Origin of the sequence: Streptomyces mesophilus (assembly GCF_011044995.1) — a bacterium.
In the GTDB taxonomy this organism is placed as follows: Bacteria; Actinomycetota; Actinomycetes; order Streptomycetales; family Streptomycetaceae; genus Streptomyces; species Streptomyces mesophilus.
Genome location: NZ_JAAKZW010000007.1, coordinates 29305 through 53721 on the forward strand (window position 1 = coordinate 29305; position 24417 = coordinate 53721).

Annotated in this window: 26 protein-coding genes and 1 pseudogene; 22 read left to right on the forward strand and 5 right to left on the reverse strand. The window is 70.0% G+C overall.

Going from position 1 to position 24417, the window contains the following annotated elements:
- Positions 1–24: 24 nt before the first annotated feature.
- The 3 genes from G6045_RS04300 to G6045_RS04310 all read right to left on the reverse strand — a co-directional run bounded on the left by G6045_RS04300 (position 25) and on the right by G6045_RS04310 (position 2021).
- The gene (locus tag G6045_RS04300; RefSeq protein ID WP_165330434.1) at positions 25–765 is read right to left on the reverse strand and encodes a GNAT family N-acetyltransferase; all 741 of its coding nucleotides are present in this window, start codon (positions 763–765) and stop codon (positions 25–27) included.
- Positions 766–930: 165 nt separating this feature from the next.
- The gene (locus G6045_RS04305) at positions 931–1521 is read right to left on the reverse strand and encodes a DedA family protein (RefSeq protein ID WP_165330435.1); all 591 of its coding nucleotides are present in this window, start codon (positions 1519–1521) and stop codon (positions 931–933) included.
- Complete coding sequence (locus tag G6045_RS04310) at positions 1518–2021, reverse strand: hypothetical protein (protein ID WP_165330436.1); 504 nt, start codon at positions 2019–2021, stop codon at positions 1518–1520. The genes G6045_RS04305 and G6045_RS04310 overlap by 4 nt, the downstream gene beginning before the upstream one ends.
- A gap of 273 nt (positions 2022–2294) precedes the next feature.
- On the opposite strand from G6045_RS04310, the gene G6045_RS04315 reads away from it, so the two are divergent.
- Positions 2295–2630, forward strand: coding sequence for a cupin domain-containing protein (locus tag G6045_RS04315; RefSeq protein WP_165330437.1), 336 nt, complete (start codon positions 2295–2297; stop codon positions 2628–2630).
- A gap of 21 nt (positions 2631–2651) precedes the next feature.
- Here the strand turns inward: G6045_RS04315 and G6045_RS04320 are convergent, their stop codons facing one another.
- Positions 2652–3206 (reverse strand): DinB family protein, encoded by a 555-nt coding sequence (locus G6045_RS04320; protein WP_165330438.1) that lies wholly within the window; start codon positions 3204–3206, stop codon positions 2652–2654.
- Between the two features lie 206 nt (positions 3207–3412).
- On the opposite strand from G6045_RS04320, the gene G6045_RS04325 reads away from it, so the two are divergent.
- The 5 genes and pseudogenes from G6045_RS04325 to G6045_RS04345 all read left to right on the forward strand — a co-directional run bounded on the left by G6045_RS04325 (position 3413) and on the right by G6045_RS04345 (position 8142).
- On the forward strand, positions 3413–3991 hold the full coding sequence (locus G6045_RS04325; protein WP_165330439.1) for a PadR family transcriptional regulator: 579 nt from the start codon (positions 3413–3415) through the stop codon (positions 3989–3991).
- Positions 3992–4146: 155 nt separating this feature from the next.
- Positions 4147–5886, forward strand: a complete 1740-nt coding sequence (locus tag G6045_RS04330; RefSeq protein WP_165330440.1) for an acyl-CoA dehydrogenase family protein — start codon at positions 4147–4149, stop codon at positions 5884–5886.
- Positions 5887–5960: 74 nt separating this feature from the next.
- Positions 5961–6212, forward strand: a complete 252-nt coding sequence (locus G6045_RS04335; RefSeq protein ID WP_165330441.1) for an EF-hand domain-containing protein — start codon at positions 5961–5963, stop codon at positions 6210–6212.
- 154 nt (positions 6213–6366) lie between these two features.
- Positions 6367–7196: pseudogene (locus G6045_RS04340) on the forward strand (IS5 family transposase).
- Between the two features lie 97 nt (positions 7197–7293).
- The gene (locus G6045_RS04345) at positions 7294–8142 is read left to right on the forward strand and encodes an NAD(P)H-binding protein (protein ID WP_165330442.1); all 849 of its coding nucleotides are present in this window, start codon (positions 7294–7296) and stop codon (positions 8140–8142) included.
- A gap of 34 nt (positions 8143–8176) precedes the next feature.
- Here G6045_RS04345 and G6045_RS04350 read toward each other — a convergent pair whose 3' ends face one another.
- Positions 8177–9379: a YihY/virulence factor BrkB family protein gene (locus tag G6045_RS04350; protein ID WP_165330443.1), complete on the reverse strand. Its 1203-nt coding sequence runs from the start codon at positions 9377–9379 to the stop codon at positions 8177–8179.
- A 17-nt stretch (positions 9380–9396) separates the two neighbouring features.
- Here G6045_RS04350 and G6045_RS04355 point away from each other — a divergent pair, with 17 nt between their 5' ends.
- The 16 genes from G6045_RS04355 to G6045_RS04425 all read left to right on the forward strand — a co-directional run bounded on the left by G6045_RS04355 (position 9397) and on the right by G6045_RS04425 (position 24385).
- Positions 9397–11031 (forward strand): acyl-CoA dehydrogenase family protein, encoded by a 1635-nt coding sequence (locus G6045_RS04355; protein WP_165330444.1) that lies wholly within the window; start codon positions 9397–9399, stop codon positions 11029–11031.
- A 318-nt stretch (positions 11032–11349) separates the two neighbouring features.
- Positions 11350–12603, forward strand: coding sequence for a GAF domain-containing protein (locus tag G6045_RS04360; protein ID WP_165330490.1), 1254 nt, complete (start codon positions 11350–11352; stop codon positions 12601–12603).
- 68 nt (positions 12604–12671) lie between these two features.
- The gene (locus G6045_RS04365) at positions 12672–13220 is read left to right on the forward strand and encodes a GNAT family N-acetyltransferase (RefSeq protein WP_165330445.1); all 549 of its coding nucleotides are present in this window, start codon (positions 12672–12674) and stop codon (positions 13218–13220) included.
- A 140-nt stretch (positions 13221–13360) separates the two neighbouring features.
- Positions 13361–13444 carry a putative leader peptide gene (locus G6045_RS42325; protein WP_352248988.1) on the forward strand — a complete coding sequence of 28 codons (84 nt, stop codon included), beginning with the start codon at positions 13361–13363 and terminating at the stop codon, positions 13442–13444.
- Positions 13445–13587: 143 nt separating this feature from the next.
- Entirely contained in the window at positions 13588–15282 is a 1695-nt protein-coding gene (locus G6045_RS04370) for a nitrite/sulfite reductase (protein ID WP_165330446.1), read from the forward strand.
- The gene (locus G6045_RS04375; RefSeq protein WP_165330447.1) at positions 15279–15476 is read left to right on the forward strand and encodes a hypothetical protein; all 198 of its coding nucleotides are present in this window, start codon (positions 15279–15281) and stop codon (positions 15474–15476) included. The genes G6045_RS04370 and G6045_RS04375 overlap by 4 nt, the downstream gene beginning before the upstream one ends.
- On the forward strand, positions 15473–16183 hold the full coding sequence (locus G6045_RS04380) for a phosphoadenylyl-sulfate reductase (protein ID WP_165330448.1): 711 nt from the start codon (positions 15473–15475) through the stop codon (positions 16181–16183). The genes G6045_RS04375 and G6045_RS04380 overlap by 4 nt, the downstream gene beginning before the upstream one ends.
- On the forward strand, positions 16165–16737 hold the full coding sequence (cysC, locus tag G6045_RS04385; protein ID WP_408056295.1) for an adenylyl-sulfate kinase: 573 nt from the start codon (positions 16165–16167) through the stop codon (positions 16735–16737). Before G6045_RS04380 ends, cysC begins: the two co-directional genes overlap by 19 nt.
- Positions 16734–17669 carry a sulfate adenylyltransferase subunit CysD gene (cysD, locus tag G6045_RS04390; protein WP_165330450.1) on the forward strand — a complete coding sequence of 312 codons (936 nt, stop codon included), beginning with the start codon at positions 16734–16736 and terminating at the stop codon, positions 17667–17669. Before cysC ends, cysD begins: the two co-directional genes overlap by 4 nt.
- A complete protein-coding gene (locus tag G6045_RS04395) occupies positions 17670–19031 on the forward strand; it encodes a sulfate adenylyltransferase subunit 1 (protein ID WP_165330451.1) in 1362 nt (453 codons plus the stop codon).
- Positions 19032–19338: 307 nt separating this feature from the next.
- Positions 19339–20397: an ABC transporter substrate-binding protein gene (locus tag G6045_RS04400; RefSeq protein WP_165330491.1), complete on the forward strand. Its 1059-nt coding sequence runs from the start codon at positions 19339–19341 to the stop codon at positions 20395–20397.
- Between the two features lie 67 nt (positions 20398–20464).
- On the forward strand, positions 20465–21265 hold the full coding sequence (locus G6045_RS04405; protein ID WP_165330452.1) for an ABC transporter ATP-binding protein: 801 nt from the start codon (positions 20465–20467) through the stop codon (positions 21263–21265).
- Positions 21252–22163 carry an ABC transporter permease gene (locus G6045_RS04410; RefSeq protein ID WP_165330453.1) on the forward strand — a complete coding sequence of 304 codons (912 nt, stop codon included), beginning with the start codon at positions 21252–21254 and terminating at the stop codon, positions 22161–22163. The genes G6045_RS04405 and G6045_RS04410 overlap by 14 nt, the downstream gene beginning before the upstream one ends.
- A gap of 21 nt (positions 22164–22184) precedes the next feature.
- Positions 22185–22943: a sirohydrochlorin chelatase gene (locus tag G6045_RS04415; RefSeq protein WP_165330492.1), complete on the forward strand. Its 759-nt coding sequence runs from the start codon at positions 22185–22187 to the stop codon at positions 22941–22943.
- Positions 22944–23000: 57 nt separating this feature from the next.
- A complete protein-coding gene (locus G6045_RS04420) occupies positions 23001–23534 on the forward strand; it encodes a GNAT family N-acetyltransferase (protein WP_165330454.1) in 534 nt (177 codons plus the stop codon).
- A complete protein-coding gene (locus tag G6045_RS04425) occupies positions 23531–24385 on the forward strand; it encodes an aldo/keto reductase (protein ID WP_165330455.1) in 855 nt (284 codons plus the stop codon). Before G6045_RS04420 ends, G6045_RS04425 begins: the two co-directional genes overlap by 4 nt.
- Positions 24386–24417 lie beyond the last annotated feature (32 nt).

The window sequence follows — 24417 nt, forward strand, 5'->3', positions numbered from 1 at the left end:
AAACCGGTGGCCCACCCAGCCGCGTCAGCCGGCGGCAGGCTCCGACCCGGTCTCCCGCAGGGCCTCGCGCAGCTCGTGCAGGGAACGCTTCTGCTTGCCGTCCTCGTGGAAGTTCTCCGGGGCGAGCCAGGCGCGGAACGCCGCACGGACCAGGGGCCATTCACCGTCGACGATCGCGTACCAGGCGGTGTCGCGGTTGCGGCCCTTGTAGACCAGGGCCTGGCGGAACACACCCTCGAACGTGAACCCGAGGCGCTCGGCCGCCTTGCGGGACGGTGCGTTGAGGGCGTCGCACTTCCACTCGTAGCGCCGGTAGCCGAGCTGGTCGAAGGCGTACGTCATGAGCAGGTACTGCGCCTCCGTCGAGATGGGAGTGCGCTGCAACAGCGGGGAGAACACCACGTAACCCACCTCGACGACACCGTTCTCCGGGTCGTGCCGCATCAGCGACAAGGTGCCGACCGCTCTGCCGGTCGCGCGGTCGATCACCGTGTAGTGCAGCGGATCGGCGCTGCGGGCGGCGGCTGTGGCCCAGCGGCGGTAGGCGTCGGCGCTCTCGAAGGGCTCGTCGGGTAGATAGGTCCAGTTCCGGCCGTCGGGCGCGCTCGCGTACGCGGCGTACAGCTCGTCCGCGTGACGCTCGGGGTCAAGCGGTTCGAGGCGGCAGTACAGGCCGTCCAGAGCGACCCTCGCGGGCGCGGGACGGGGCGTCCAGCCGGGGACCGGTTCGCCGACGGGCTGGCTGTATGCGTTCAGATCGACCACGTCATCCACCTGTGCCGGGTGCCTCTCGATGTGCGCTCGTCGTCCGCGGGGCCGGCAGCAACGGAACCACGGGCCGGCAGCTACGGAACATTGGGGCCGGCAGCTGCGGAAACGACGAGCAGTGCTTTCGCGTAAATCTACGCAGCAGCTCCCCGGCACGCCTGGTCAGCCCCTGGCTGCCTTTCTGCGCCGGTACGCCGAGACACCGGCCGTCAGGACGAGCAGCGCGCCCAGCGCCACCACAAGAGCTTCGCCGCCGGGCAGGACCGCGCCGAGGAAGTACCCGCCCAGCGTCAGCGCGGCAGCCCAGACAAGGCCGGCGGCCGACTGTGCCACAGTGAAGACCACCGCCGGAACCCCGAGCGCCCCGGCGACCCGGCCGGACAGCGTCCGCACGACCGGCACGAAGCGTGCCACGACCACCGCCACCACGGGGCCGTGCCGGTCGAGGAGCTCACGGGCGCCGGCCACCGCGGAGACGAGCCGGGGCCCCTTCAGCCGGGCGATCAGCGCGGGCCCGGTCCGGCGCCCGATCCAGTAGCTCGTCTCCATGCCCAGGACGGTGCCGCCCGCACCGGACAGGAGCACCCACACCGGGTTGAGGCCGTGTTCGCCGGCCGCACAGAGGACCCCGGCCGTGAACAGCACACCACCGCCCGGCAGCACCACCCCGAGGAGCGTGCCCGCCTCGAGGAAGAGCACGGCGAACACACCGAGCGTGCCGAACGTGGCGAGCAGCGCATGCGCGTCGATCAACGGGGACCACCCCCGGGCTCCTCGGGCGTGCGGTCGCGCGGGGTGACGATGCCGATCGGTCCGCGGTCGCGGCGGCGCGGGCCCGACCACAGGGCGGGAACGGCGTCGATCCGGCAGGCGAGCGCGTAGGCCACCGACTCGTAGTTGACCCGCCAGCCGCGAAAGTGCGGCCATGCCTGCTCGGGACTCCGCTCCATCGGCACACCCCGCTCACGCAGCCGTGCGACGGCCGCCACGAACTCCTCGTACGTCAGATGGATCGGGTCGTCGGGCATCGGGTCCGGGTCGTACGGGATCTTCTCCTCGTCGGCCAGCACGCGCAGGCAGGTGAAGCCGGCCCTCAGGGTGAGGCGCATCTGCGACTGGGGCACGGAGGGGTTCAGGGCGAGGTGGAGGGCGGCGGCGTCCAGGATGGCGAGCAGGCTGATCAGCCAGTTGCGGTCCCAGCTCGGGGAACGGAAGGAGATCAGGACCGGGTAGTTGGAGTGGCTCTCGCTCACGCACCAGCCGCCGTACCGCGCGGGGCAGTTGGGTGCGCATCGCACGTGGGGTGACCAGGGTCTGGGTGACCGACACGAAGGTCAGAAGCACCACGACGAGCCCTGCGACCCCGCTCAGCACGCGCACCGGCGACCTTCCCGCCAACCTCCCGTTTCCGATCAAGGAACGCACAGATCGACGGGCGCCGCCACCGGTCCCCGGACGGGCAGCGGTGGGACCCATGCCCCGGGCCGCACGTGCAACCGCCGCCCCGTACACCTACGGTGAAAGGCATGGACATCGTCTCCCTGGGCCCACTCGCCGACCAGCTCCTGGCCGCAGCGCCCGAGGCAACGGGCGACCGCAGCGCCAGAACCGTCTACGGAGGCCACGGACGCGCGCTCGGCCAGACCCTGATCGCCCTCCGTGCGGGATCGGCCCTCGCCGAGCACCAGAACCCCGGCGACGCGACGGTCCTCGTCGTCCGCGGCCGGATCCGCCTGACGGCGGGGGACCGGTCGTGGGAGGGCAGCCCGTACGACCTGCTGCCCGTCCCGGACGCGGTGCACGGCCTGGAAGCCATGGAGGACTCGGTCATCCTGCTCACGGTGGCGCGCCAGCTCGGCTGACCGCTGCGCGGAAAGGGCGCGTCAGCGGCCCGTCGCGCCGTCGATCAGTTCGCGGACGATGTCCGCGTGCCCGGCATGGCGGCCGGTCTCCTCGATCATGTGGGTCAGCGCCCAACGCGCACTGGGAGCAGACCTGTTCGGCTCGGGACGCGGCACCGGCGCGGCGAGGTCGGCGCACTCGTCCAGTACCGCGTCCGCCTCCGCCACCGCGGCCCGGTAGCGCGCCACCACCTCGGCGACGCTGTCCGCCGAGGGCGCGTGGAATGTGGCCGGCCAGTCGGCGACCTTGACTCCGAGGAACGTCGCCCGCTCGACATGCGTGAGGTGGTGGAGCAGGCCGAGCAGGTTCGTGCCCGAGGGCACGGCGGCGGTGCGCACCTCCGGTTCGGGGGCGCCCTCCACCTTCGCGGCGACCGAGTGGCGCAGATAGTCGAGGAATCCGCGCAGCACCTCGGTCTCGCTGTTCCCGGTCCGCGGCGGCGGGGCGTCACGCCGGCGCCGGCGGCGTGCCGGGGAGGCCGTTGCCTTCCGTGCCGTTCCCGCCTGGTCCCGTCCCACCGCGTCCGCGCTGCTCATCAGGGGGCTCCTTCTGTCGGGTCTGCGTCCGAGTGTCACCCCCGGTCACCGTGAAGGGCGCGGCTTGTTGCCGTTCCGGCAAAGCGCCGAGTGGACGGTGGTGACCGGCGCGGGACGATGTCCGGGCCCCGTGGCCGAGGTGAGCCGTGTCTCACCGAGGCGTACCGGGGTTGCTATGCAACGAGGTGCATAGCAGGATCGAGGACATGGCGCTCGACCACGCGATCCTCGTGTCCCTGCTCGAGAAGCCCGGGTCCGGCTATGAACTGGCCCGGCGCTTCGAGCGGTCCATCGGATACTTCTGGACGGCCACCCACCAGCAGATCTACCGCGTACTCAAGCGCATGGAGGGCGACGGCTGGGTCGACGTCCGCGACGTGCCGCAGCACGGGCGCCCGGACAAGAAGGAGTACTCCGTGGCCGACGCGGGGCGGGCCGCGCTCTCCGCGTGGCTGGCCGCGCCGATCGAGCCCGAGAGCGTACGGCACGATCTCGCCGTGAAGATCCGGGGCGCCGCGTTCGACGATCCCGCGGCCCTGGTCGGCGAGGTCGAGCGGCACCGGCAGGTGCACACGGACCGCCTGGCCCACTATCTCGCCGGCGAGGCCCGCGACTTCGGCGAGCCGCCGGCCGAGGGCGGGCCCTCGGCAGCAGACGGGCCGCTCGACGCCGAACGGGAGCTCCAGCACGTCGTGCTGCGGGGCGGCATCGCGTACGAGCGGATGATGATCGTCTGGCTCGACGACGTCCTCGCCACCCTCGGCCGGTTCGAGACCGCGCGCTGAATCCGCGCGCTGAACTCGGCCGCACCACCGACCACTTGCTCCTGGCGCAGGCCGATCGCTCCCTCCTGCCCCGGCACCGATCTCGCCCTCCTGCCCCACCACCGATCTCTTCCTCCTGCCCCACCACCCCCATCCGATCCGGAAAGGCGGACGTCATGGCCGACGCGCTGCTGTTCAACCCGCACACCTACGACCCCGCGCACTTCGACCCGGAGACGCGCCGGCTGCTGCGCGCCACCGTCGACTGGTTCGAGGCGCGCGGCAAGCGCAGGCTCATCGAGGACTACCGCAGCCGGGCCTGGCTCGGCGACTTCCTCGCCTTCGCCGCAGAGGAGGGTCTCTTCGCGACCTTCCTCACCCCGACCTCCGCCGCCGAGGCCGAAGGCACGGGCGAAGGCGTGGGCGACAAGCGCTGGGACACGGCCCGCATCGCCGCCCTCAACGAGATCCTCGGCTTCTACGGCCTCGACTACTGGTACGCCTGGCAGGTCACCATCCTCGGCCTGGGCCCGGTCTGGCAGAGCGAGAACCCCGACGCCCGCGCCCGCGCCGCCGAACTCCTCGCCCAGGGCGAGGTGTTCGCCTTCGGCCTCTCCGAGAAGGCGCACGGCGCCGACATCTACTCCACCGACATGCTCCTGGAGCCGGACGGCCAGGGCGGCTTCCGCGCCACGGGCTCCAAGTACTACATCGGCAACGGCAACGCCGCCGGACTCGTCTCCGTCTTCGGCCGCCGCACCGACGTCGAGGGCCCCGACGGCTACGTCTTCTTCGCCGCCGACAGCAGCCACGCGAACTACCACCTGGTCAAGAACGTCGTCGACTCCTCCAAGTACGTCAGCGAGTTCCGGCTCGAGGACTATCCGGTGACCGCGCAGGACGTGCTGCACACCGGCCGCGCCGCCTTCGACGCCGCCCTGAACACCGTCAACGTCGGCAAGTTCAACCTGTGCACCGCCTCCATCGGCATCTGCGAGCACGCGATGTACGAGGCCGTCACCCACGCGCAGAACCGCATCCTGTACGGCCGGCCCGTCACCGCCTTCCCGCACGTGCGGCGCGAGTTGGCCGACGCGTACGTGCGGCTCGTCGGCATGAAACTCTTCAGCGACCGCGCCGTCGACTACTTCCGCACCGCGGGCCCCGACGACCGCCGCTACCTCCTCTTCAACCCGATGACGAAGATGAAGGTGACCACGGAGGGCGAGAAGGTCATCGACCTGATGTGGGACGTCATCGCCGCCAAGGGCTTCGAGAAGGACAACTACTTCGCCCAGGCCGCCGTGGAGATCCGCGGACTGCCCAAGCTGGAGGGCACGGTCCACGTCAACCTGGCCCTGATCCTCAAGTTCATGCGCAACCACCTCCTCGACCCGGTCGCGTACGAGCCCGTCCCGACCCGCCTCGACGCGGCCGACGACACGTTCCTCTTCGCGCAGGGACCGGCCCGCGGCCTCGGCTCGGTGCGCTTCCACGACTGGCGGCCCGCCTACGACGCGTACACCCACCTGCCCAACGTCGCCCGCTTCCGCGAACAGGCCGACGCCCTCTGCGAGTTCGTGCGCACCGCCGCCCCCGACGAACGGCAGAGCCGCGACCTCGACCTGCTGCTCGCCGTCGGCCAGCTCTTCGCGCTCGTCGTGCACGGACAGCTGGTCCTCGAACAGGCCGCCCTCACCGGCCTCGACGAGGACGTCCTCGACGAGCTGTTCGCCGTCCTCGTCCGCGACTTCTCCGCGCACGCCGTCGAACTCCACGGCAAGGACTCCGCCACCGAGCAGCAGCAGCGCTGGGCGCTCGGCGCGGTCCGCCGCCCGGTGGTCGACGAGGCACGTTCGGGGCGCGTCTGGCAGCGCGTCGAGGCGCTCTCGGGCACGTACGAGATGAAGCCCTGACTCCTTACGGCCGCCCCACGGGGCCGCACATAGGATGCGAGGCCGAAGTGTCACGACGTAACGGGGACTGTGTGATGAGCGAGAAGGCTCGCAAACTCTTTGACGCACTCGACCTCAACGGCGACGGTCAGCTGACCCGGCTCGAGGTGATCACCGCGCTCCGGGACAAGGGCCCCACCCTCGCCGCCCGCGGGGATCTGCCGTTCTGGGGAGTCCAGGACGCCGAGGCGTCCTCGGCGCTCTTCGACGCCGCGGACAAGAACGGTGACGCGGTGCTGTCCTTCGAGGAGTTCGCCGACGAGGTGAACCGGAAGTTCGGCTGGTAGCAACCACCACGAAGGGCGCCTGCCGGACCGATGTCCGGCGGGCGCCCTTCGCGTGCTCCTAGTGCTGCTCCTAGTGCTGCTCCTCGTGCTGCTCCTCGTGCGCAGAGGCGCTAGGCCGTGTCCGCAAAGTGGTTGGCGCGTTGGTTTGTTCGTGGTGCGTCGTCATGAGTTGACTGATCAGGCGTGGGTGGTCATCGAGCCGTTGCTGGCTCCGTCGCGGATGGGCCGTCCTGTTCGCGATCGGCGGCAGGTGCTGAACGGGATCCTGTGGAAGTTGTCCACCGGGGCCGCCTGGCGGGACCTGCCCGAACGCTATGGGCCGTAGAAGACGGTCTATGAACGCTTTCGCCGCTGGTCAGCCGACGGCACCTGGGACCGCCTGCTGGCCCACGTCCAGCAGCACTCGGATGCCATCGGCGCGGTCGACTGGACGGTGGTGTCGGTCGACTCCACAACCGTGCGGGCCCACCAGCATGCTGCCGGGGCGCGAAAAGGGGGCTCTGGCCGGGCGAGGCAATCGGCCGCTCCCGCGGCGGACTGACCACCAAGATCCACCTTGCCTGCGACGGCGCAGGCAGATCCCTGGCCTTCACCCTGACCGCTGGAAACGTCAACGACTGCACCCAGTTCGAGGCGGTGATGGCCCGCATCCGCATCCAACGATGCGGGCCCGGCCGACCCCGCAGCCGCCCCGACCTGGTCGCCGCGGACAAGGGGTACTCGTCCGCCAAGATCCGCACCTACCTGCGCAGGCGAGGCATCAAAGCCGCCATCCCGGAACGGATCGACCAGATCAACGGCCGTATCCGACGCGGCGAGAGCCTCTGCCGGCTCGACCGGGCGGCCTACCGGCGCCGCAACACCGTCGAGCGCTGCTTCAACAAGCTCAAGCACAACAAAGCCCTGGCCACCCGCTACGACAAACGCGCCCGCCACTACCAAGCCATGATCACCATCGCCTGCCTACAACTCTGGCTCCCCTGACTTTGCGGACACGACCTAGGCGAGTTGAGACTCCTGCTTATGGTGCTGAGGCTTTCGGCGATGGCCGGGCACCCCCTCGCGGCCGTTCACTTGAGTCATGACAGAGACGAAGAAGAACCTCAGTAACCAGACCGTTTTGGTGACCCAGGCGACCGGCAGGACCGGACGCGTCGTGGCGGAGGCCGCCGAGCAGGCGGGCCTGAAGGTACGGCGCGGATCGCGGTCGGCGCCGACTCCGTTCGACTGGGCGGACCGTTCGACCTGGGACGCGGCGCTCGACGGCGTGGACGCCGTCTACCTCGCGCACTACGTCGACATCGGCGCACCGGGTACGGCCGAGGACATCGCGGCCATCACGAACAAGGCACTCGAGAAGGGGGTACGACGGATCGTCCTGCTCTCCGCACGCGGCGAGCCGCAGGCCGAGCCGGCCGAGCGGGCGCTGCGGGAGTCGGCGGCGGACTGGACGATCGTGCAGGCCGCGTGGTTCATGCAGATGTTCAGTGAGGGGGATCTGTACGAGGGCATGCAGGCGACCGGGGAGCTGGCCTTCCCGGCGGGCGAGACGCTCGAACCGTTCATCGACGTACGGGACATCGCCGATGTGGTGGTGGCCGCCCTGACCGACGACGTGCACATCGGCAAGGCGTACGACGTCACCGGGCCGCGGCTGCACTCGTTCCGTACGGCCGTGGCGGAGATCAACGCGGCGACGGGACGGGAGATCCCGTACATCCCGGTGCCGGGACGCGCCTTCGGCGAGATCCTCGTCGAGATGGGGCTGCCCGAACCGGAGGTGGCGTTCCTGGTGGAGCTCTTCGACACCATGCTCGACGGGCACAACGCGGGGACCAACGACGGGATCCGGCAGGTGCTCGGACGCGAGCCGCGCACCTTCGAGGACTTCGTACGGGAGCACGCGGCGGCCGGGACGTGGAAGGCCTGACCACGGCAGAACTCAGGCCTGACCGCAGCAGTGCTCAGGGCCGGCCGCGCTCCCCCGGCGGCTGCTTCGTGGAGGAATCCTTCGCGGGCGGCTGCTTGGGGGAGCGCTGCTCGTTGTGCCGTTTGGCGTGGGTGCGCAGCCGCGAGGAGAGATCGTCCGGCGGCAGGAACTGGGCCCAGCGCTCGGGGAATTCCGAGGGCATATCGGGATCGTCCGGATCGTCGTCCTCCTGAGCGGCCCGCGCGGCGGCCGCCCGCGCCACCATCTCGGCGGCCTTGGCCTCCCTTATGCGCTCATTGGCCTCGCGGGCCGCGGCGGTCGCGATGGACGGCCAGACGCGGTCGATCGCCGCGTTGACGGCGGCGCCGACGAGGACCGCGAACGCGGACACACCGATCCACAGGAGCACCGCGACGGGGGCCGCGAGCGAGCCGTAGATCGTGGGCCCCTCCACGGTGTTGGTGAGGTAGATCCGCAGCAGGAAGCTGCCGAGCACCCACATCCCGAGGGCCACCAGGGCGCCGGGCACGTCCTCGATCCAGGGCGAACGCACCGGCACCGACACGTGGTAGAGCGTGGTCAGGAAGACGATGCCGAGCACGATGACCACGGGCCAGTACAGGACCTGCACCACGGTGTCGCGCATCGGCAGGATCTGCAGGATGGCGTCGGGGCCCGCCACCATCAACGGCAGCGCCACCGAACCGATCACCAGGGCCACGACGAACAGCAGGAACGCGAGCAGCCGTGTCTTCACGATCCCGCGCACACCGTCCAGGCCGTACATCACGGTGATGGTGTCGATGAACACGGTCACCGCCCGCGAGCCCGACCACAGCGCGAAGATGAAGCCGAGCGAGATCACATCGGGCCGGCCGCCGTGCAGCACATCGTCGAGGATCGGCTCGGCGATGTCGGTGACGCCCTTGTCGGAGAGCACGGTGCGGGCGGCTTCGAGAATGTTGTCGCGGACCGACTGGATGGTCTCGGCGCCGGTCCAGGCGTCCACGTAACCGAGCAGACCGACGAGGCTGAGCAGCAGCGGCGGCACGGAGAGCAGCGTGAAGAACGCGGCCTCGGCGGCCAGGCCCAGAATGCGGTACTCGATACAGGAGTTGACCGTGTCCTTCAGGAGCAGCCAGGCGGTCCTGCGCTTGGACACGTTCCGGTACACGGCGCGGGCCCGGTGGAGGAGCCGCCCCGACGGCCGCTCAGGTGTTTCTTTTGCCTGGTGCACGTCCTTACCGTATCCGCATGAACGCACCCATCCACACCGTCACCAACCAGGCCGAGCCGCTGGTCGGATACGACGTGTTCGCCGCCGACCGCGCTCTGGCGGAGGGGGTCGAACGGCACCTCCCCGAGGGGCTCCGCACATCCGTACGGGAGGAGCTGAGCGAGCTCGGCCGTGCGGCCGGTTCGACGCAGGCCCAGGAGTGGGGCGTTCAGGCCGACCGGAACCCGCCGCGACTGCATACGCACGACCGCTACGGGTACCGGATCGACGAGGTGGAGTTCCATCCGGCCTGGCACCGGCTGCTGGCGAAAGGGGTCGGGGCCGGTCTGACCGAGGCCTGGGCGCGTGAGCACGGTCACGTGCGGCGGGCCGCCGGTTTCCTGGTGTGGACGCAGGTCGAACCGGGGCACGGGTGTCCGCTGTCGATGACGCACGCGGCCGTTCCGGCGCTGCGCACCGACCCCGCGCTCGCGGCCGAGTGGGAGCCGAAGCTCACCTCGCTCGTGTACGACCAGGGGCTCAGGCCCGTGGCGCAGAAGGCCGGTGCGCTCGTCGGGATGGGCATGACGGAGAAGCAGGGCGGCAGCGACGTACGCGCCAACACGACCCGGGCAAAGGCGCTCGCGGAGGACGGGACGTATGCGCTGACCGGGCACAAGTGGTTCTGCTCGGCGCCGATGTCGGACGCTTTTCTGGTCCTTGCCCAGGCTCCCGGGGGGCTCACGTGCTTTCTGGTGCCCCGGGTGCTCGAGGACGGCACGCGCAATCCGTTCGCGATCCAGCGGCTCAAGGACAAGCTGGGCAATCGGGCCAATGCGTCCGCCGAGGTCGAATTCGCCGGGACGTGGGCGCGCAGGGTCGGTGAGGAGGGGCGCGGGGTGCGGACCATCATCGGGATGGTCGCGGCGACCCGGCTCGACTGTGTGACCGGCTCGGCGGCGCTGATGCGGCAGGCCGTGGCGCAGGCGGTGCAGCACACCTCGTATCGCAGCGCGTTCGGCGGGGTGCTGATCGAGAAGCCGTTGATGCGCAATGTCCTCGCCGATCTCGCGGTCGAGTCGGAGGCGGCGACCACGCTCGCGCTGCGGCTCGCCGCGGCCTATGACGACGGCGGCGAGCGGGAGCGGGCCTTTCTGCGGATCGCGGTGCCCGTCGCCAAGTACTGGGTGACCAAGCGGTGTACGCCCCTGGTGGCCGAGGCGCTGGAGTGTCTGGGCGGCAACGGGTACGTCGAGGAGTCCGGAATGCCCCGGCTGCTGCGGGAATCGCCGCTCAACTCGATCTGGGAGGGCGCCGGCAATGTCCAGGCGCTCGACGTGCTGCGGGTGTTGCAGCGTGAACCGGCGGCGTTCGACGCGTTCCTGCGCGAGGTCGGCCTTGCGCGCGGGGCCGATCACCGGCTCGACGCGGCGATCAAGGCGCTGCTCACCGAACTCGCCGATCTGAGCGGGATGGAGGCACGGGCACGCCGGCTCGTGGAACGGATGGCCGTCGTGCTCCAGGGTTCGCTGCTCGTCCGGTTCGCGCCGTCGTACGTGGAGGAGGCGTTCTGCGCGTCGCGGCTCGGCGGTGACTGGGGATCGACGTTCGGGACCTTGCCGCACACGCTGGATCTGCGGGCGGTCGTCGAGCGGGCGCGGCCTGTCGCCTAGGACCGGCCCGGGCCCCTGACCTGGTACGGGTCGTTCAGTTGACGGGGGTGGTGCTGCGCCGACACGGCACCACCCCCGCCCTCATAGCCCCGTAAGTCAGGAGGGCCTGAACGCCGCAGAAGCGGCGGCCAGTTCATTTTCGGTCAACCGCGCGCTTGCTCGCGAGAGTTGCAAGGGGTTGCATCGTCCCGGTAGCCCTCCTTCTGTTCCCCTCGTTCGGGGGGAACAGGAGGACGATGGGTCCAGGCACGATGCGCACTGGCGTTGTGGGAGGCTCCGGTGACGAAGGCAACGATCGACCTGGTCGGACTGGCGGCGATGGATTCCGTCAAGGCGGCGCGGGTGCTCAAGGGAGTACGTGACGCCGCGCTCACGGGGCAGCGGCCCGCGGTCGGGCCGCGGCCGGTGATCGAGGCGTCCTGGGGCCGGGTGCTGCGCCGTGGTCTGGATCCGGACCGCGATGTGCGCGCGAGGCTGCTGACCCTGGAGGAGCTGGAGGAGCGGCGCCGCTCCTCCGCGCTCGCCGAGGTGCTGCCGGAGCTGCGGCGCGCTCTGGTGTCCATCGCGGACGCGGCGCAGCACATCATGGTGGTCGCGGACACGGAGGGCCGGATCCTGTGGCGCGAGGGCGCGTCGGCCGTGCTGCGCATGGCGGACGGCCATGGCTTCGAACTGGGTGCGGACTGGCGGGAGTCCACCGTCGGCACCAACGGCGTCGGTACGCCGCTGGTCGCGCGCCGTCCTGTCCAGGTCTTCTCGGCCGAGCATTTCGTCCGTACCCACCACAGCTGGACCTGCGCGGGCTCCCCGGTGACCGACCCCCGGGACGGGCGTCTCATCGGCGTGGTCGATGTCAGCGGACCGCTCGACACCATGCACCCGGCGACGCTCGCCCTGGTCCACTCGGTGACCCGGCTCGCCGAGGCCGAGCTGCGCACGCGGCACCTGAGCACGCTCGACCGGCTGCGCACCACCGCCCTGCCGCTGCTCGCCGGGATCAAGGGGCAGGCCGTCGTCGTGGACCCCAACGGCTGGACCGCCGCCGTCACGGGCATGGCCCCGACGGACCGCCTCGCCCTGCCCAAGTCGTTCGGGCCCGGCCGCGCCTGGCTGCCGTCGCTGGGCGAGTGCCGGGTCGAGCCGCTGCCGGGCGGCTGGCTGCTGCGGCCGGACGACTCCGGCGGGACGGCCTTCGAAGCGTCCGCCGTCGTGGTGCTCGACCTGAGCAGTCCGCGCCGCTGGACGGTCTCCGTGACCGGTGAGACAGGTGGCTGGACCCATGAACTGACCCCGCGCCACGCCGAGTTGCTCTATCTGCTCGCCGCGGCGCCGCAGGGGCGCACGGCGTCCGCCCTTGCCGGGGAACTGTTCGGCGACCCGGGCCGCGCGGTGACCGTGCGCGCCGAGCTGTCACGGGTGCGGCGCTATCTGGCGGGGCTGCTGGAAGGGCGGCCGTATCGTTTCCGCGAAGGCACCGACGTACGCGTGATCCTGCCGCAGGACCCCGCGGATCTGCTGCCGCAGTCGACGGCGAAGTCCGTGGTGCGGGCGCGCCGGGGAGAAGGGGACTGAGTGTCCGCCTGGCGGACCGGGCGTCCTCCTTTTGGGACGGCGACCCGGCCCATGATTCGCTGTGCGCCATGAGCATCACTGTGACCACCTGGTCCCTGGAACAGACCTCCCCGGCCGATCTGCGCCCGGCGCACGAGCCCGAGGGCGATGTGCGGATCGTGCGCGCCGAGGTGCCGTCCGCCGAGTTCAGCCGGTTCCTCTACTCCTCGGTCGGCGGCGACATCGCATGGACCGACCGCCTGCGGCTCGACCGCGCCGAGTGGCAGCGGTATCTGGAGCGGCCGGCGGTCGAGACCTGGGTCGTGTACGAGAAGGGGACGCCGGCCGGTTACGTGGAACTCGACCCGCAGGACGAGGGGGTCGTGGAGATCGTCTACTTCGGTCTGCTCCCGGCCTTCCGCGGCCGGCGCATCGGCGGCCATCTGCTGTCGTACGGGACCGCGCGTGCCTGGGACCTGGCGGACCGCTGGCCGGAGCGCACCCCCACGAAGCGGGTGTGGCTGCACACCTGCAGCCTGGACGGCGAGCACGCCATGGACAACTACACGCGACGCGGCTTCCGCCTGTTCGACACGAAGGTCGCCGAGGAGGCCGAGCGCCCGTCGCAAGAGTGGTGATCTGCGCCGATGTGGCCCGGGTGACCTGCGCAGATGCCCTGCGCGTGACCCGGGCCACACTGTCTCACCATCCAGGACAACCATGTCCATATAGCGGACGATGCTGGACTGGGTCCAAAGTCCCGTGCCACGCTTCCGTCATGTCTCGAGCTGGAATTGCCTTGGTGAGTCGGCGTCACGTCGACCTCGGCCGCGTGTCCAGCGCCATCTGTCCGGCGCGCTGACGCTCTCAGCACGACGCCGCGATTCCCCACGCTCCACCTCTTCTTGATGACCTGGCGCAATGACGCGCGCGTACTTCCGTACGCCTGAAAGCCCGCGATTGCGCAGGTCAGAGCCGCTCACCCTGTACTGAAGGACGACACCCATGGCCGCCACCCCCGAGAAGCCCGCACCAGCACCTCGCCGCCGGCCGGGACGCCACCGCGGCGAGGGACAGTGGGCCGTCGGTCACTTCACACCGCTCAACGGGAACGAGCAGTTCAAGAAGGACGACGACGGTCTCAATGTGCGGACACGTATTGAGACGATCTACTCCAAGACCGGTTTCGACTCGATCGACCCCAACGACCTGCGCGGCCGGATGCGCTGGTGGGGCCTGTACACCCAGCGCAAGCCCGGGATCGATGGCGGAAAGACGGCCATCCTCGAACCGGAGGAGCTGGACGACAAGTACTTCATGCTGCGCGTCCGGATCGACGGCGGCCGGCTGACCACCGAGCAGCTGCGGGTGATCGGTGAGATCTCGCAGGAGTTCGCGCGCGGCACCGCCGACATCACGGACCGGCAGAACATCCAGTACCACTGGATCCGGATCGAGGACGTGCCCGAGATCTGGCGCCGGCTCGAAGAGGTCGGTCTGTCCACCACCGAGGCCTGCGGTGACACCCCGCGTGTGATCCTCGGTTCGCCCGTCGCGGGGATCGCCGCCGACGAGATCATCGACGGCACGCCGGCCATCGACGAGATCCAGCGCCGCTTCATCGGCAACCCGGACTTCTCCAACCTGCCGCGCAAGTTCAAGTCCGCGGTCTCCGGCTCGCCCCAGCTCGATGTCGCGCACGAGATCAACGACATCGCCTTCGTCGGCGTGAACCACCCCGAGCACGGACCCGGCTTCGACCTCTGGGTCGGCGGCGGTCTGTCCACCAACCCCAAGTTGGGCCAGCGCCTTGGCGCTTGGGTGCCGCTCGACGAGGTGCCGGATGTGTACGGCGGTGTCATCGGGATCTTCCGTGACTACGGCTACCGGCGCCTGCGCACCCGTGCCCGCCTGAAGTTCCTGCTCGCCGACTGGGGTCCGGAGAAGTTCCGCCAGATCCTGGAAAACGAGTACCTGCAGCGGAAGCTGATCGACGGGCCCGCCCCTGAGCAGCCCTCCGGCACCTGGCGTGACCACCTCGGTGTGCACAAGCAGAAGGACGGCCGCTTCTACGTGGGGTTCGCACCGCGCGTCGGACGTGTGGACGGCACCACCCTGACGAAGATCGCCGAGGTCGCCGCGGCCCATGGCTCGGGGCGTCTGCGGACCACCGCCGAGCAGAAGATGATCGTGCTCGACATCGAGGAGCCGCAGGTCGCGTCGCTGGTGTCGGCCCTGGAGGCGCTCGATCTGAAGGTCAACGCCTCGCCGTTCCGGCGCGGCACGATGGCCTGCACCGGAATCGAGTTCTGCAAGCTGGCGATCGTCGAGACCAAGGCGCGCGGCGCCTCCCTGATCGATGAACTCGAGCGCCGCATCCCTGAGTTCGACGAGCCGATCACCATCAACATCAACGGCTGCCCCAACGCCTGCGCCCGTATCCAGGTCGCGGACATCGGTCTCAAGGGCCAGCTGGTCCTCGACGACCAGGGCGAGCAGGTCGAGGGCTACCAGGTGCACCTCGGTGGCGCGCTGGGCCTGGAGGCCGGCTTCGGCCGCAAGGTCCGTGGCCTGAAGGTCACTTCGCAGGAGCTGCCGGACTACGTGGAGCGCGTGCTGACCCGTTTCCAGGAGCAGCGCGAGGACGGCGAGCGGTTCGCCACCTGGGCGGGCCGTGCCTCGGAAGCGGACCTCTCATGAGCGAGCGAGCGGCGCCCTTCCACTGCCCGTACTGCGGCGACGAGGACCTGCGTCCCAACGAGACCGGCCACGGTGCTTGGGAATGCGCGTCCTGCAACCGCGCCTTTCAGCTGAAGTTCCTCGGGCTGCTCGCCCGAGGAGTTCGGCGACCCGCCGACCAGGCAGTCAACTCCGGTGGAGGGGACGAGATATGACCACGGCTCAGAAGGAACGGACGACCGACGAGCTCAAGGAGCTCGCCGAGCAGGCGGGGCGCGACCTGGAGGACGCGACCCCGCTGGAGATCCTCAAGTGGGCGGCCGGCACCTTCGGTTCGCGCTTCTGCGTCACCTCGTCCATGGAGGACGCGGTGGTCGCGCACCTCGCGTCCCGCGCCATGCCCGGTGTGGACGTGGTGTTCCTGGACACCGGCTACCACTTCCCCGAGACCCTCGGCACCGCGGACGCGGTGGGCGCGGTGATGGACGTCAACCTCATCACGCTCACCCCGGTACAGACCGTGGCCGAGCAGGACGCCGAGCACGGGCCGAAGCTGCACGACCGCAACCCCGACCTGTGCTGCGCGCTGCGCAAGGTCAAGCCCCTCGAACAGGGCCTGACCTCGTACCAGGCCTGGGCGACCGGACTGCGCCGCGACGAGTCCCCGACCCGGGCGAACACCCCGGTCGTCGGCTGGGACGCCAAGCGGCAGAAGGTCAAGATCTCGCCGATCGCCCGGTGGACCCAGGCCGATGTGGACGCGTACATCGCCGAGCACGGCGTACTGACCAATCCGCTTCTGATGGACGGCTATCCGTCGATCGGCTGCGCCCCCTGCACCTTCCGGGTCGCCGAGGGCGAAGACGCGCGCTCGGGCCGCTGGGCCGGCCGGAACAAGACGGAATGCGGGCTGCACGGATGACGACTTCAGAGGTGAACGACGTGACAGGGGCCACCGTTTGGCTCACCGGTCTGCCGAGCGCCGGCAAGACCACGCTCGCCTACGAGCTGGCCGGGCTGCTGCGCCCTGAGGGCCACCGGGTCGAGGTGCTCGACGGGGACGAGATCCGCGAGTTCCTCTCCGCGGGCCTCGGCTTCAGCCGCGAGGACCGCGACACCAATGTGCAGCGGATCGGCTTCGTGGCCGAACTGCTTGCCTCGCAGGGCGTGTTGGTGCTCGTCCCGGTGATCGCCCCGTACGCGGAGAGCCGTGACGCGGTGCGCCGGCGCCACCAGAAGGAGGGCACGGCGTATCTCGAGGTGCATGTCGCCACGCCCGTCGAGGTGTGCTCGGAGCGCGATGTGAAGGGGCTCTACGCCAAGCAGGCGGCCGGTGAGATCGCCGGTCTGACCGGCGTCGACGACCCGTACGAGGAGCCGGAGTCGCCCGATCTGCGGATCGAGGCGCATGAGCAGTCGGTGGCGGAGTCGGCGGCGGCCCTTTTGGGGCTGCTGCGGGAAAGGGGCCTGGCGTGACGACAGTTGCTTCCGTGAGCGAGGAGACCGACAGCCCGTACGCGCTGTCGCATCTGGACGCGCTCGAGTCCGAGGCGGTGCACATCTTCCGTGAGGTGGCGGGTGAGTTCGAGCGGCCGGTGATCCTGTTCTCCGGCGGCAAGGACTCGATCGTCATGCTGCATCTGGCGCTGAAGGCCTTCGCGCCGGCCGCGGTGCCGTTCTCGCTGCTCCACGTGGACACGGGGCACAACTTCCCCGAGGTCATCGAGTACCGCGACCGCGTGGTGGCCGAGCATGGGCTGCGGCTGCATGTCGCCTCCGTGCAGGAGTACATCGACGCGGGCAAGCTGCGCGAACGCCCCGACGGGACGCGTAATCCGCTCCAGACCGTGCCGCTCACGGAGAAGATCCAGGCGGAGAAGTTCGACGCGGTCTTCGGCGGCGGGCGCCGCGACGAGGAGAAGGCGCGCGCGAAGGAGCGGGTGTTCTCGCTGCGCGACGAGTTCTCGCAGTGGGACCCGCGCCGCCAGCGCCCCGAGCTGTGGAACCTGTACAACGGCCGGCACGCGGCCGGCGAACACGTGCGCGTCTTCCCGCTGTCCAACTGGACCGAGCTGGACGTGTGGCAGTACATCGCCCGCGAGGGCATCGAGCTGCCGGAGATCTACTTCGCGCACGAGCGTGAGGTGTTCTCCCGCTCCGGCATGTGGCTGACCGCCGGCGAGTGGGGCGGCCCGAGGGACACCGAGCCGGTCGTCACGCGCCTCGTGCGCTACCGCACCGTCGGCGACATGTCCTGCACCGGCGCCGTCGACTCGGACGCCACCACGCTCGAAGCCGTGATCACCGAGATCGCCGCGTCGAGGCTCACCGAACGAGGGGCGACCCGCGCCGACGACAAGCTGTCCGAGGCCGCGATGGAAGACCGTAAGCGCGAGGGGTACTTCTAAATGTCCAGCACTACCGAGCAGTTGACGGATATCGAAGGTCTCTCGGCCACGACCCTGCTGCGGTTCGCCACGGCGGGGAGCGTCGACGACGGCAAGTCCACCCTCGTGGGGCGCCTCCTGCACGACTCCAAGTCGATCCTCACCGACCAGCTGGAGGCCGTCGAGCGGGTCTCCGCGAGCCGTGGCCAGGACGCTCCCGACCTGGCGCTGCTCACCGACGGGCTGCGCGCGGAGCGCGAGCAGGGCATCACCATCGATGTCGCCTACCGCTACTTCGCCACCGCACAGCGCCGTTTCATCCTCGCGGACACTCCCGGGCACGTGCAGTACACCCGGAACATGGTCACCGGCGCCTCGACCGCCGAGCTGACGGTGATCCTGGTCGACGCCCGCAACGGGGTCGTCGAGCAGACCCGCCGCCATGCCGCGATCGCCGCGCTCCTTCGTGTGCCGCACGTGGTGCTCGCGGTGAACAAGATGGACCTCGTCGGCTACGAGGAGTCCGTCTTCGCCGCGATCGCCACCGAGTTCACCACGTACGCAAAGGAGTTGGGCGTTCCGGAGATCACCGCGATCCCGATCTCCGCGCTCGCCGGCGACAACGTGGTGGAGCCGTCCGCGCACATGGACTGGTACCCGGGCCCCACGTTCCTGGAGCACCTGGAGACCGTCCCGGTCAGCCACGACCTCGCCACCTGCCACGCCCGCTTCCCGGTCCAGGTCGTCATCCGGCCGCAGACCGCCGAGCACCCCGACTACCGCGGGTACGCGGGACAGATCGCCGCCGGTACGTTCCGGGTCGGCGAGGAGGTCAAGGTCCTGCCCTCCGGGCGGAGTTCGAAGATCTCCGGGATCGACCTGCTCGGCAAGAGTGTGGATGTGGCCTGGACGCCGCAGTCGGTGACGCTGCTGCTCGAGGACGACATCGACATCTCGCGCGGCGACCTGATCGTGCCCGCCCATGACGCCCCGGCCACCAGCCAGGACATCGAGGCCACGGTCTGCCACGTGGCCGACCGGCCGCTGACCGTCGGCCAGCGCGTGCTGCTCAAGCACACCACCCGTACGGTCAAGGCGATCGTCAAGGAGATCCCGTCGCGCCTCACGCTCGACGACCTCTCCCAGCACCCGGAGCCCGGGCAGCTGGTCGCCAACGACATCGGCCGTGTGAAGGTCCGCACCGCCGAACCTCTCGCTCTCGACTCGTACGCCGATTCGCGGCGCACCGGGTCCTTCCTCCTGATCGACCCGGCGGACGGGACGACGCTCGCGGCCGGCATGTCCGGCGAGGCGTTCGCACAGCCCGACGAGCCCGGCTCCGAGACCAAGTCCGCCCCTGACGAAGAGGGTTGGGATTTCTGATGGCCATCGACGTGTACGCGACCTTCGCGAAGGAGGGCGGCCGAGTCGGCAGCGGCGCCCTGGGCTCCGGTACCGGGGGTGTCGCGCGATGTGTGCGCTGACCCGCACGAGCGCCCTGCGCGCCGACGCCCTCGCCGTAAGACGACATCGAAGACCTGCCGAACTCCCGGCCGCGTACCCGCACTTCAGGGGGACGTAAGAACCGGGCCTCCGAGAGGAAACACCTCCCGTGCCTGCCATCAGTTCATCCCGTTCCACCCGTAACACCGCACGCCAGCGCCTCGCCGTCGCGGCGATCACGCTGCCGATGCTCGCCCTCACCGCCTGCGGATACGGCTCCAACGCCGAGGACAAGGGCGGCGACAAGGCCTCCCCCGTCGCCCAGGGGAAGGCGATCGACGGCCTCTCCGAAGTCAAGATCGGCTACTTCGCCAACGTCACCCACGGCACCGCCCTGGTCGGCCTCGGCGAGAACGGCCTGATCCAGAAGGAGCTGGGCGGCACCAAGGTCAAGTCCCAGGTCTTCAACGCGGGCCCCGCCGAGATCGAGGCGCTGAACTCCGGCGCCATCGACATCGGGTGGATCGGCCCCTCGCCGGCCATCAACGGCTACACCAAGTCCCAGGGCAAGAGCCTGCGCATCGTCTCGGGCTCCGCGTCCGGCGGTGTCTCGCTCGTGGTGAACCCGAAGAAGATCAAGTCGCTCGACGACCTCAAGGGCAAGACGATCGCGACCCCGCAGCTGGGCAACACCCAGGACGTCGCGCTCCTCAACTACCTGGCCGAGAAGGGCCACAAGGTCGACGCGACCAGCGGCAAGGGCGACGTCAACATCGCCCGTACGGACAACAAGGTCACGCCGATCGCCTTCAAGAGCGGCGACATCGACGGCGCCTGGGTGCCCGAGCCGACCGCGTCCAAGCTGGTCGCCGAAGGCGGCAAGGTGCTGCTCGACGAGAAGGAGCTGTGGGACGACGGAAAGTTCGTGATCACGAACATCATCGTCCGCCAGGAGTTCCTGGAGAAGCACCCGAAGGTCGTCGAGGCCGTCCTGCGCGGCTCGGTGAACACCAACGTGTGGATCAGCAAGAACCCGGACGAGGCCAAGAAGGCTATCAACGCGGTGCTCAAGGAGGAGACCGGCAAGCCGTTGCCGGCCGACATCCTCGACCCGGCGTTCAAGAACGTCGAGTTCCTCGACGACCCGCTGGCCTCGACCCTGCGTGACGAGGCCCAGCACGCGGTGAAGGCCGGACTGCTCAAGGACCCGCTGCTCGACGGCATCTACGACCTGCGTCCGCTCAACAAGGTCCTGAGCGCCGCGGGCAAGCCCTCGGTCGACGACGCCGGTCTCGGCGCCAAGTAAGCCCAGTCCCTGTAGCCCCAGTCCTTGTAAGCCAGTCCCTTTCACGAGACCCCAGGAGGTGACGGTCATGGCAGCCACGCTCACCGAGGCCGCAGTGGACAAGTCGACGTCTGTTGACGGCTCGTACGCCGCTCGGCTCTCGCACGTCTCCAAGTCCTTCGGCCGGCCGGGCGCCCAGCAGTTGGTGCTCGACGACATCACCCTCGATGTCGCGCCGGGCGAGTTCGTCACGCTCCTGGGGGCCTCGGGCTGCGGTAAGTCCACGCTGCTCAACCTGGTCGCGGGCCTCGACAAGCCGAGCGCCGGCGAGATCGACGTGCCGGGCGGACGTCCGGCCCTGATGTTCCAGGAGCACGCCCTTTTCCCGTGGCTCACCGCGGGCAAGAACATCGAACTCGCCCTGAAGATGCGCGGTCTCGCCAAGACCGAGCGGCGCGACGAGGCCGAGCGGCTGCTCGAGATCGTTCGCCTCAAGGGCGCCTACGGCAAGCGGGTGCACGAGCTGTCCGGCGGTATGCGCCAGCGGGTCGCGCTGGCCCGTGCCATCGCGCAGGACAGCCAACTGCTCCTGATGGACGAGCCGTTCGCCGCGCTCGACGCCATCACGCGTGATGTGCTGCACGACGAGCTGACCCGCATCTGGCGCGAGACGCAGCTCTCCGTCCTGTTCGTCACGCACAACGTGCGCGAGGCGGTGCGGCTCGCCGAGCGCGTCGTGCTGCTCTCCTCGCGCCCCGGGCGCATCGCCCGTGAGTGGGAGGTCGGGATCCCGCAGCCGCGCCGGATCGAGGACAGCGCGGTCGCCGACCTCTCCATCGAGATCACCGAACAACTGCGGGGGGAGATCCGCCGACATGGCCAGCACTGAGACCACTTCCGATACGCCGGATACGAAGAGCGGCAAGGACTCCTCCGACCTCGCCGGTCTGGAGGCGGGCCTCGACGCCCTGGAGACGCAGACCGCCCAGCGCACCGCGTGGGGCCGCAAGTTCCTCTCCAAGGCACTGCCTCCGCTGGTGGCCATCGGGCTCGTCCTCGCCCTGTGGCAGCTCGCGTACCACTTCAAGGTCAAGGAGCACTATCTGCTCCCGAGCCCCGCGGACGTGGGCCGCACACTTCAGGAGAAGTGGCTCGAAGGCACCCTGCTCGACTACGTGTGGACCTCGCTGTCGCGTGGTGCGCTCGGCTTCCTGATCTCGGTCGCGATCGGTACGCCGCTGGGTCTGATCGTGGCCCGCGTCAAGGTCGTACGGGCCGCGATCGGGCCGATCCTGTCCGGTCTGCAGTCGCTGCCGTCGGTGGCGTGGGTGCCGGCCGCGATCATCTGGTTCGGCCTGAGCGACGCCACCATCTACGCGGTGGTGCTGCTCGGCGCGGTCCCGTCGATCGCCAACGGCCTGGTGGCCGGTGTCGACCAGGTGCCGCCGCTGTATCTGCGGGCGGGCCGGGTGATCGGCGCGACGGGGCTCAACGGCGTACGCCATGTCCTGCTTCCCGCCGCGCTGCCCGGCTACATCGCGGGCCTCAAGCAGGGCTGGGCCTTCTCCTGGCGCTCCCTGATGGCGGCCGAACTGATCGTGAACGCCGCCGATCTGGGCGTCGGGCTCGGCCAGCTCCTCGAACAGGGCCGTGAACTGCAGGACATGTCCTGGGTGCTCAGCGCGATCCTGCTGATCCTGATCGTGGGCATCGGCATCGAGCTGCTGCTCTTCGCCCCCATCGAGCGCCGCGTCCTGCGCAGCCGCGGCCTGCTGACCAAGAGCTGATCCGCCATGCGCCCGACGGCCATTTCAGGCCCCACCCTCCTCGTCATCGCCCACGGCAGCCGCGACCCGCGCCATGCCCGCACCGTGCACGCCCTGGTGCGGCGGGTGCGGGCGCAGCGGCCCGGGCTGCGGGTGGAGACGGGGTTCCTGGACTTCAACGCCCCTGCTGTTCCCCGGGTGTTGGAGCGCCTGGCCGCCGAGGGCGCACGGGAGGTCGTGGCGCTTCCGCTGCTGCTCACGCACGCGTTCCACGCGAAGGCGGACATACCCGCCGTGCTGCACGAGGCGGCCGTCAGGCTGCCGGGGCTCCGGGTGCGGCAGGCGCCGGTGCTCGGCCCGTCGCCGCTGCTGATCAACGCTCTTGAGCGGCGGTTGTACGAAGCCGGGGTGCGCCCCGGTGAACGCGGCTCGACCGGGGTCGTCCTGGCCTCGGCGGGCTCTTCGGACCCGGAGGCGATCGCAGTGATCGCAGAAATCGCGCGGGAGTGGCGGCGCACCGGTTGGTGTGCCGTGCGGCCTGCGTTCGCCTCCGCATCTCTGCCTCGTACACAAGACGCCGTACGGGAACTGCGCGCCGAGGGCGTACGGAACATCGCGGTCGCTCCGTACGTCCTCGCGCCGGGCTTTCTGCCGGACCGGATCGCGCGGGGTGCGCGGGAAGCGGGCGCGGACGTCCTGGCCGATGTGCTCGGCCCGGCGCCCGAGGTGGCGCGGCTGCTGCTCGCCCGGTACGACGAGTGCCGGATGGCCCTGCCCCTTCAGCCGGCGCTCACCGCGTGACGGCTCTTGTCCGGAACCTGGTTGCCGAGACGCGACGGTTTGCCTAGCGTCGGCCAGGTGACTCCTGAACTGCGGACCGAACGCCTGGTTCTGACCCCGTATGTCCCGGCGGACGAAGAGGACTTCGTGGGCCTCTTCCAGGACGCGGCGTCCGGCCAGTGGTTCTGGGACGGGCCCGAACGGCGTCCCGCCGCCGAGGACCGCGCCCTGTTCGGCCGGATCTTCAGCATGATCTACGCCGAGGACCGCTTCCCCGTGTGGGCGGTGCGCCATGAGGGCCGCTTCATCGGCCACGCGGAGATCAAGCCCTCACCCGAGTCCTGGCTGAACGGCCACGAGATCGTCTACGGCCTCACGGCGAACAGCTGGGGCCATGGCTTCGGCACCGAACTGGCCGCCGCGCTCACGGCGTACGGCCATGACGCGCTCCACCTCACCGAGGTGCACGCGACCGTGAACGCGGAGAACGCGCGCTCGCTCAAGGTCCTGAAGAAGATCGGCTTCGTGCACACCAAGGACGTCCGCGAGGACGACGGCAGCACGACCCAGCTGCTCACGCACCGGACGGGGTCCGATAGCGTCCGCATATGATCGATCATTTTTCGCTCGGCGGTGACCTGGACATACGGCGGCTCGGATACGGCACGGCCCAGCTGGCCGGGCAGCCCGGCTACTGGGGCCCGCGCGGTCCGGCCGCGGATGCGGTGGCGGTACTGCGGCGGGCGGTCGAGCGGGGTGTGACGCTGATCGACACGGCGGACAACTACGGTCCGTCGGTCGCCGAGGAGCTGGTCGCCGAGGCCCTCCACCCGTATCCCGCGCACCTGGTGATCGCCACCAAGGGTGGTGTGGTGCGGACCAGTTCGAGCGCGTGGCACATCGACGGCCGCCCCGCGAGCCTGCGCGCGATGTGCGAGGCGAGTCTGCGGCGGCTGCGGGTCGACCGTATCGACCTCTACCAGCTGCACCGGCTCGACCCGCAGGTCCCGCTCGCCGACCAGCTCGGCACGCTGGCGGAGCTGCGGTCCGAGGGCAAGGTGCGCCATGTCGGCCTGGACACGATCACGGCCGAGGACCTGACGCGGGCGCTCGACCTGGACATCGTCCCGATCGCCTCGGTCCAGAACCTCTACAACCTCCTCGACCGCACCTCCGACCCGCTCCTGAAGCTGTGCGAGCAGCACGGCATCGCGTTCCTGCCGTGGTTCCCGCTGGGCAACGGGGCGTTGACCGAGGATCCGGTGTGCGCCTCGGTGGCGCGCGCCCATGACGCGACGCCCGGTCAGATCGCGCTGGCCTGGCTGCTGCACCACTCCCCCGTGCTGTGTCCGACTCCGGGCACGGGCTCGCTCGCGCACCTGGAGGAGAACCTGGACGCGGGAGCCGTGCGCCTGACCGCCGAGGAGCTGGCGCGGCTGGACGGGCTCACGCCTCAGGGGTGACTGCCCCTCTCGCGCCTCAGAGGTGGTTCGCC

Bases quoted from the DNA above. Each gene is read 5' to 3' on its own strand.
- G6045_RS04315 (WP_165330437.1), top strand. From the start codon at position 2,295: ATGGACATCGTCTCCCTGGGCCCACTCGCCGACCAGCTCCTGGCCGCA.
- G6045_RS04320 (WP_165330438.1), bottom strand. From the start codon at position 3,206: ATGAGCAGCGCGGACGCGGTGGGACGGGACCAGGCGGGAACGGCACGG.
- G6045_RS04325 (WP_165330439.1), top strand. From the start codon at position 3,413: ATGGCGCTCGACCACGCGATCCTCGTGTCCCTGCTCGAGAAGCCCGGG.
- G6045_RS04330 (WP_165330440.1), top strand. From the start codon at position 4,147: ATGGCCGACGCGCTGCTGTTCAACCCGCACACCTACGACCCCGCGCAC.
- G6045_RS04335 (WP_165330441.1), top strand. From the start codon at position 5,961: ATGAGCGAGAAGGCTCGCAAACTCTTTGACGCACTCGACCTCAACGGC.
- G6045_RS04345 (WP_165330442.1), top strand. From the start codon at position 7,294: ATGACAGAGACGAAGAAGAACCTCAGTAACCAGACCGTTTTGGTGACC.
- G6045_RS04355 (WP_165330444.1), top strand. From the start codon at position 9,397: ATGAACGCACCCATCCACACCGTCACCAACCAGGCCGAGCCGCTGGTC.
- G6045_RS04360 (WP_165330490.1), top strand. From the start codon at position 11,350: ATGGATTCCGTCAAGGCGGCGCGGGTGCTCAAGGGAGTACGTGACGCC.
- G6045_RS04365 (WP_165330445.1), top strand. From the start codon at position 12,672: ATGAGCATCACTGTGACCACCTGGTCCCTGGAACAGACCTCCCCGGCC.
- G6045_RS42325 (WP_352248988.1), top strand. From the start codon at position 13,361: ATGTCTCGAGCTGGAATTGCCTTGGTGAGTCGGCGTCACGTCGACCTC.
- G6045_RS04370 (WP_165330446.1), top strand. From the start codon at position 13,588: ATGGCCGCCACCCCCGAGAAGCCCGCACCAGCACCTCGCCGCCGGCCG.
- G6045_RS04375 (WP_165330447.1), top strand. From the start codon at position 15,279: ATGAGCGAGCGAGCGGCGCCCTTCCACTGCCCGTACTGCGGCGACGAG.
- G6045_RS04380 (WP_165330448.1), top strand. From the start codon at position 15,473: ATGACCACGGCTCAGAAGGAACGGACGACCGACGAGCTCAAGGAGCTC.
- cysC (WP_408056295.1), top strand. From the start codon at position 16,165: ATGCGGGCTGCACGGATGACGACTTCAGAGGTGAACGACGTGACAGGG.
- G6045_RS04395 (WP_165330451.1), top strand. From the start codon at position 17,670: ATGTCCAGCACTACCGAGCAGTTGACGGATATCGAAGGTCTCTCGGCC.
- G6045_RS04400 (WP_165330491.1), top strand. From the start codon at position 19,339: ATGCTCGCCCTCACCGCCTGCGGATACGGCTCCAACGCCGAGGACAAG.
- G6045_RS04405 (WP_165330452.1), top strand. From the start codon at position 20,465: ATGGCAGCCACGCTCACCGAGGCCGCAGTGGACAAGTCGACGTCTGTT.
- G6045_RS04410 (WP_165330453.1), top strand. From the start codon at position 21,252: ATGGCCAGCACTGAGACCACTTCCGATACGCCGGATACGAAGAGCGGC.
- G6045_RS04425 (WP_165330455.1), top strand. From the start codon at position 23,531: ATGATCGATCATTTTTCGCTCGGCGGTGACCTGGACATACGGCGGCTC.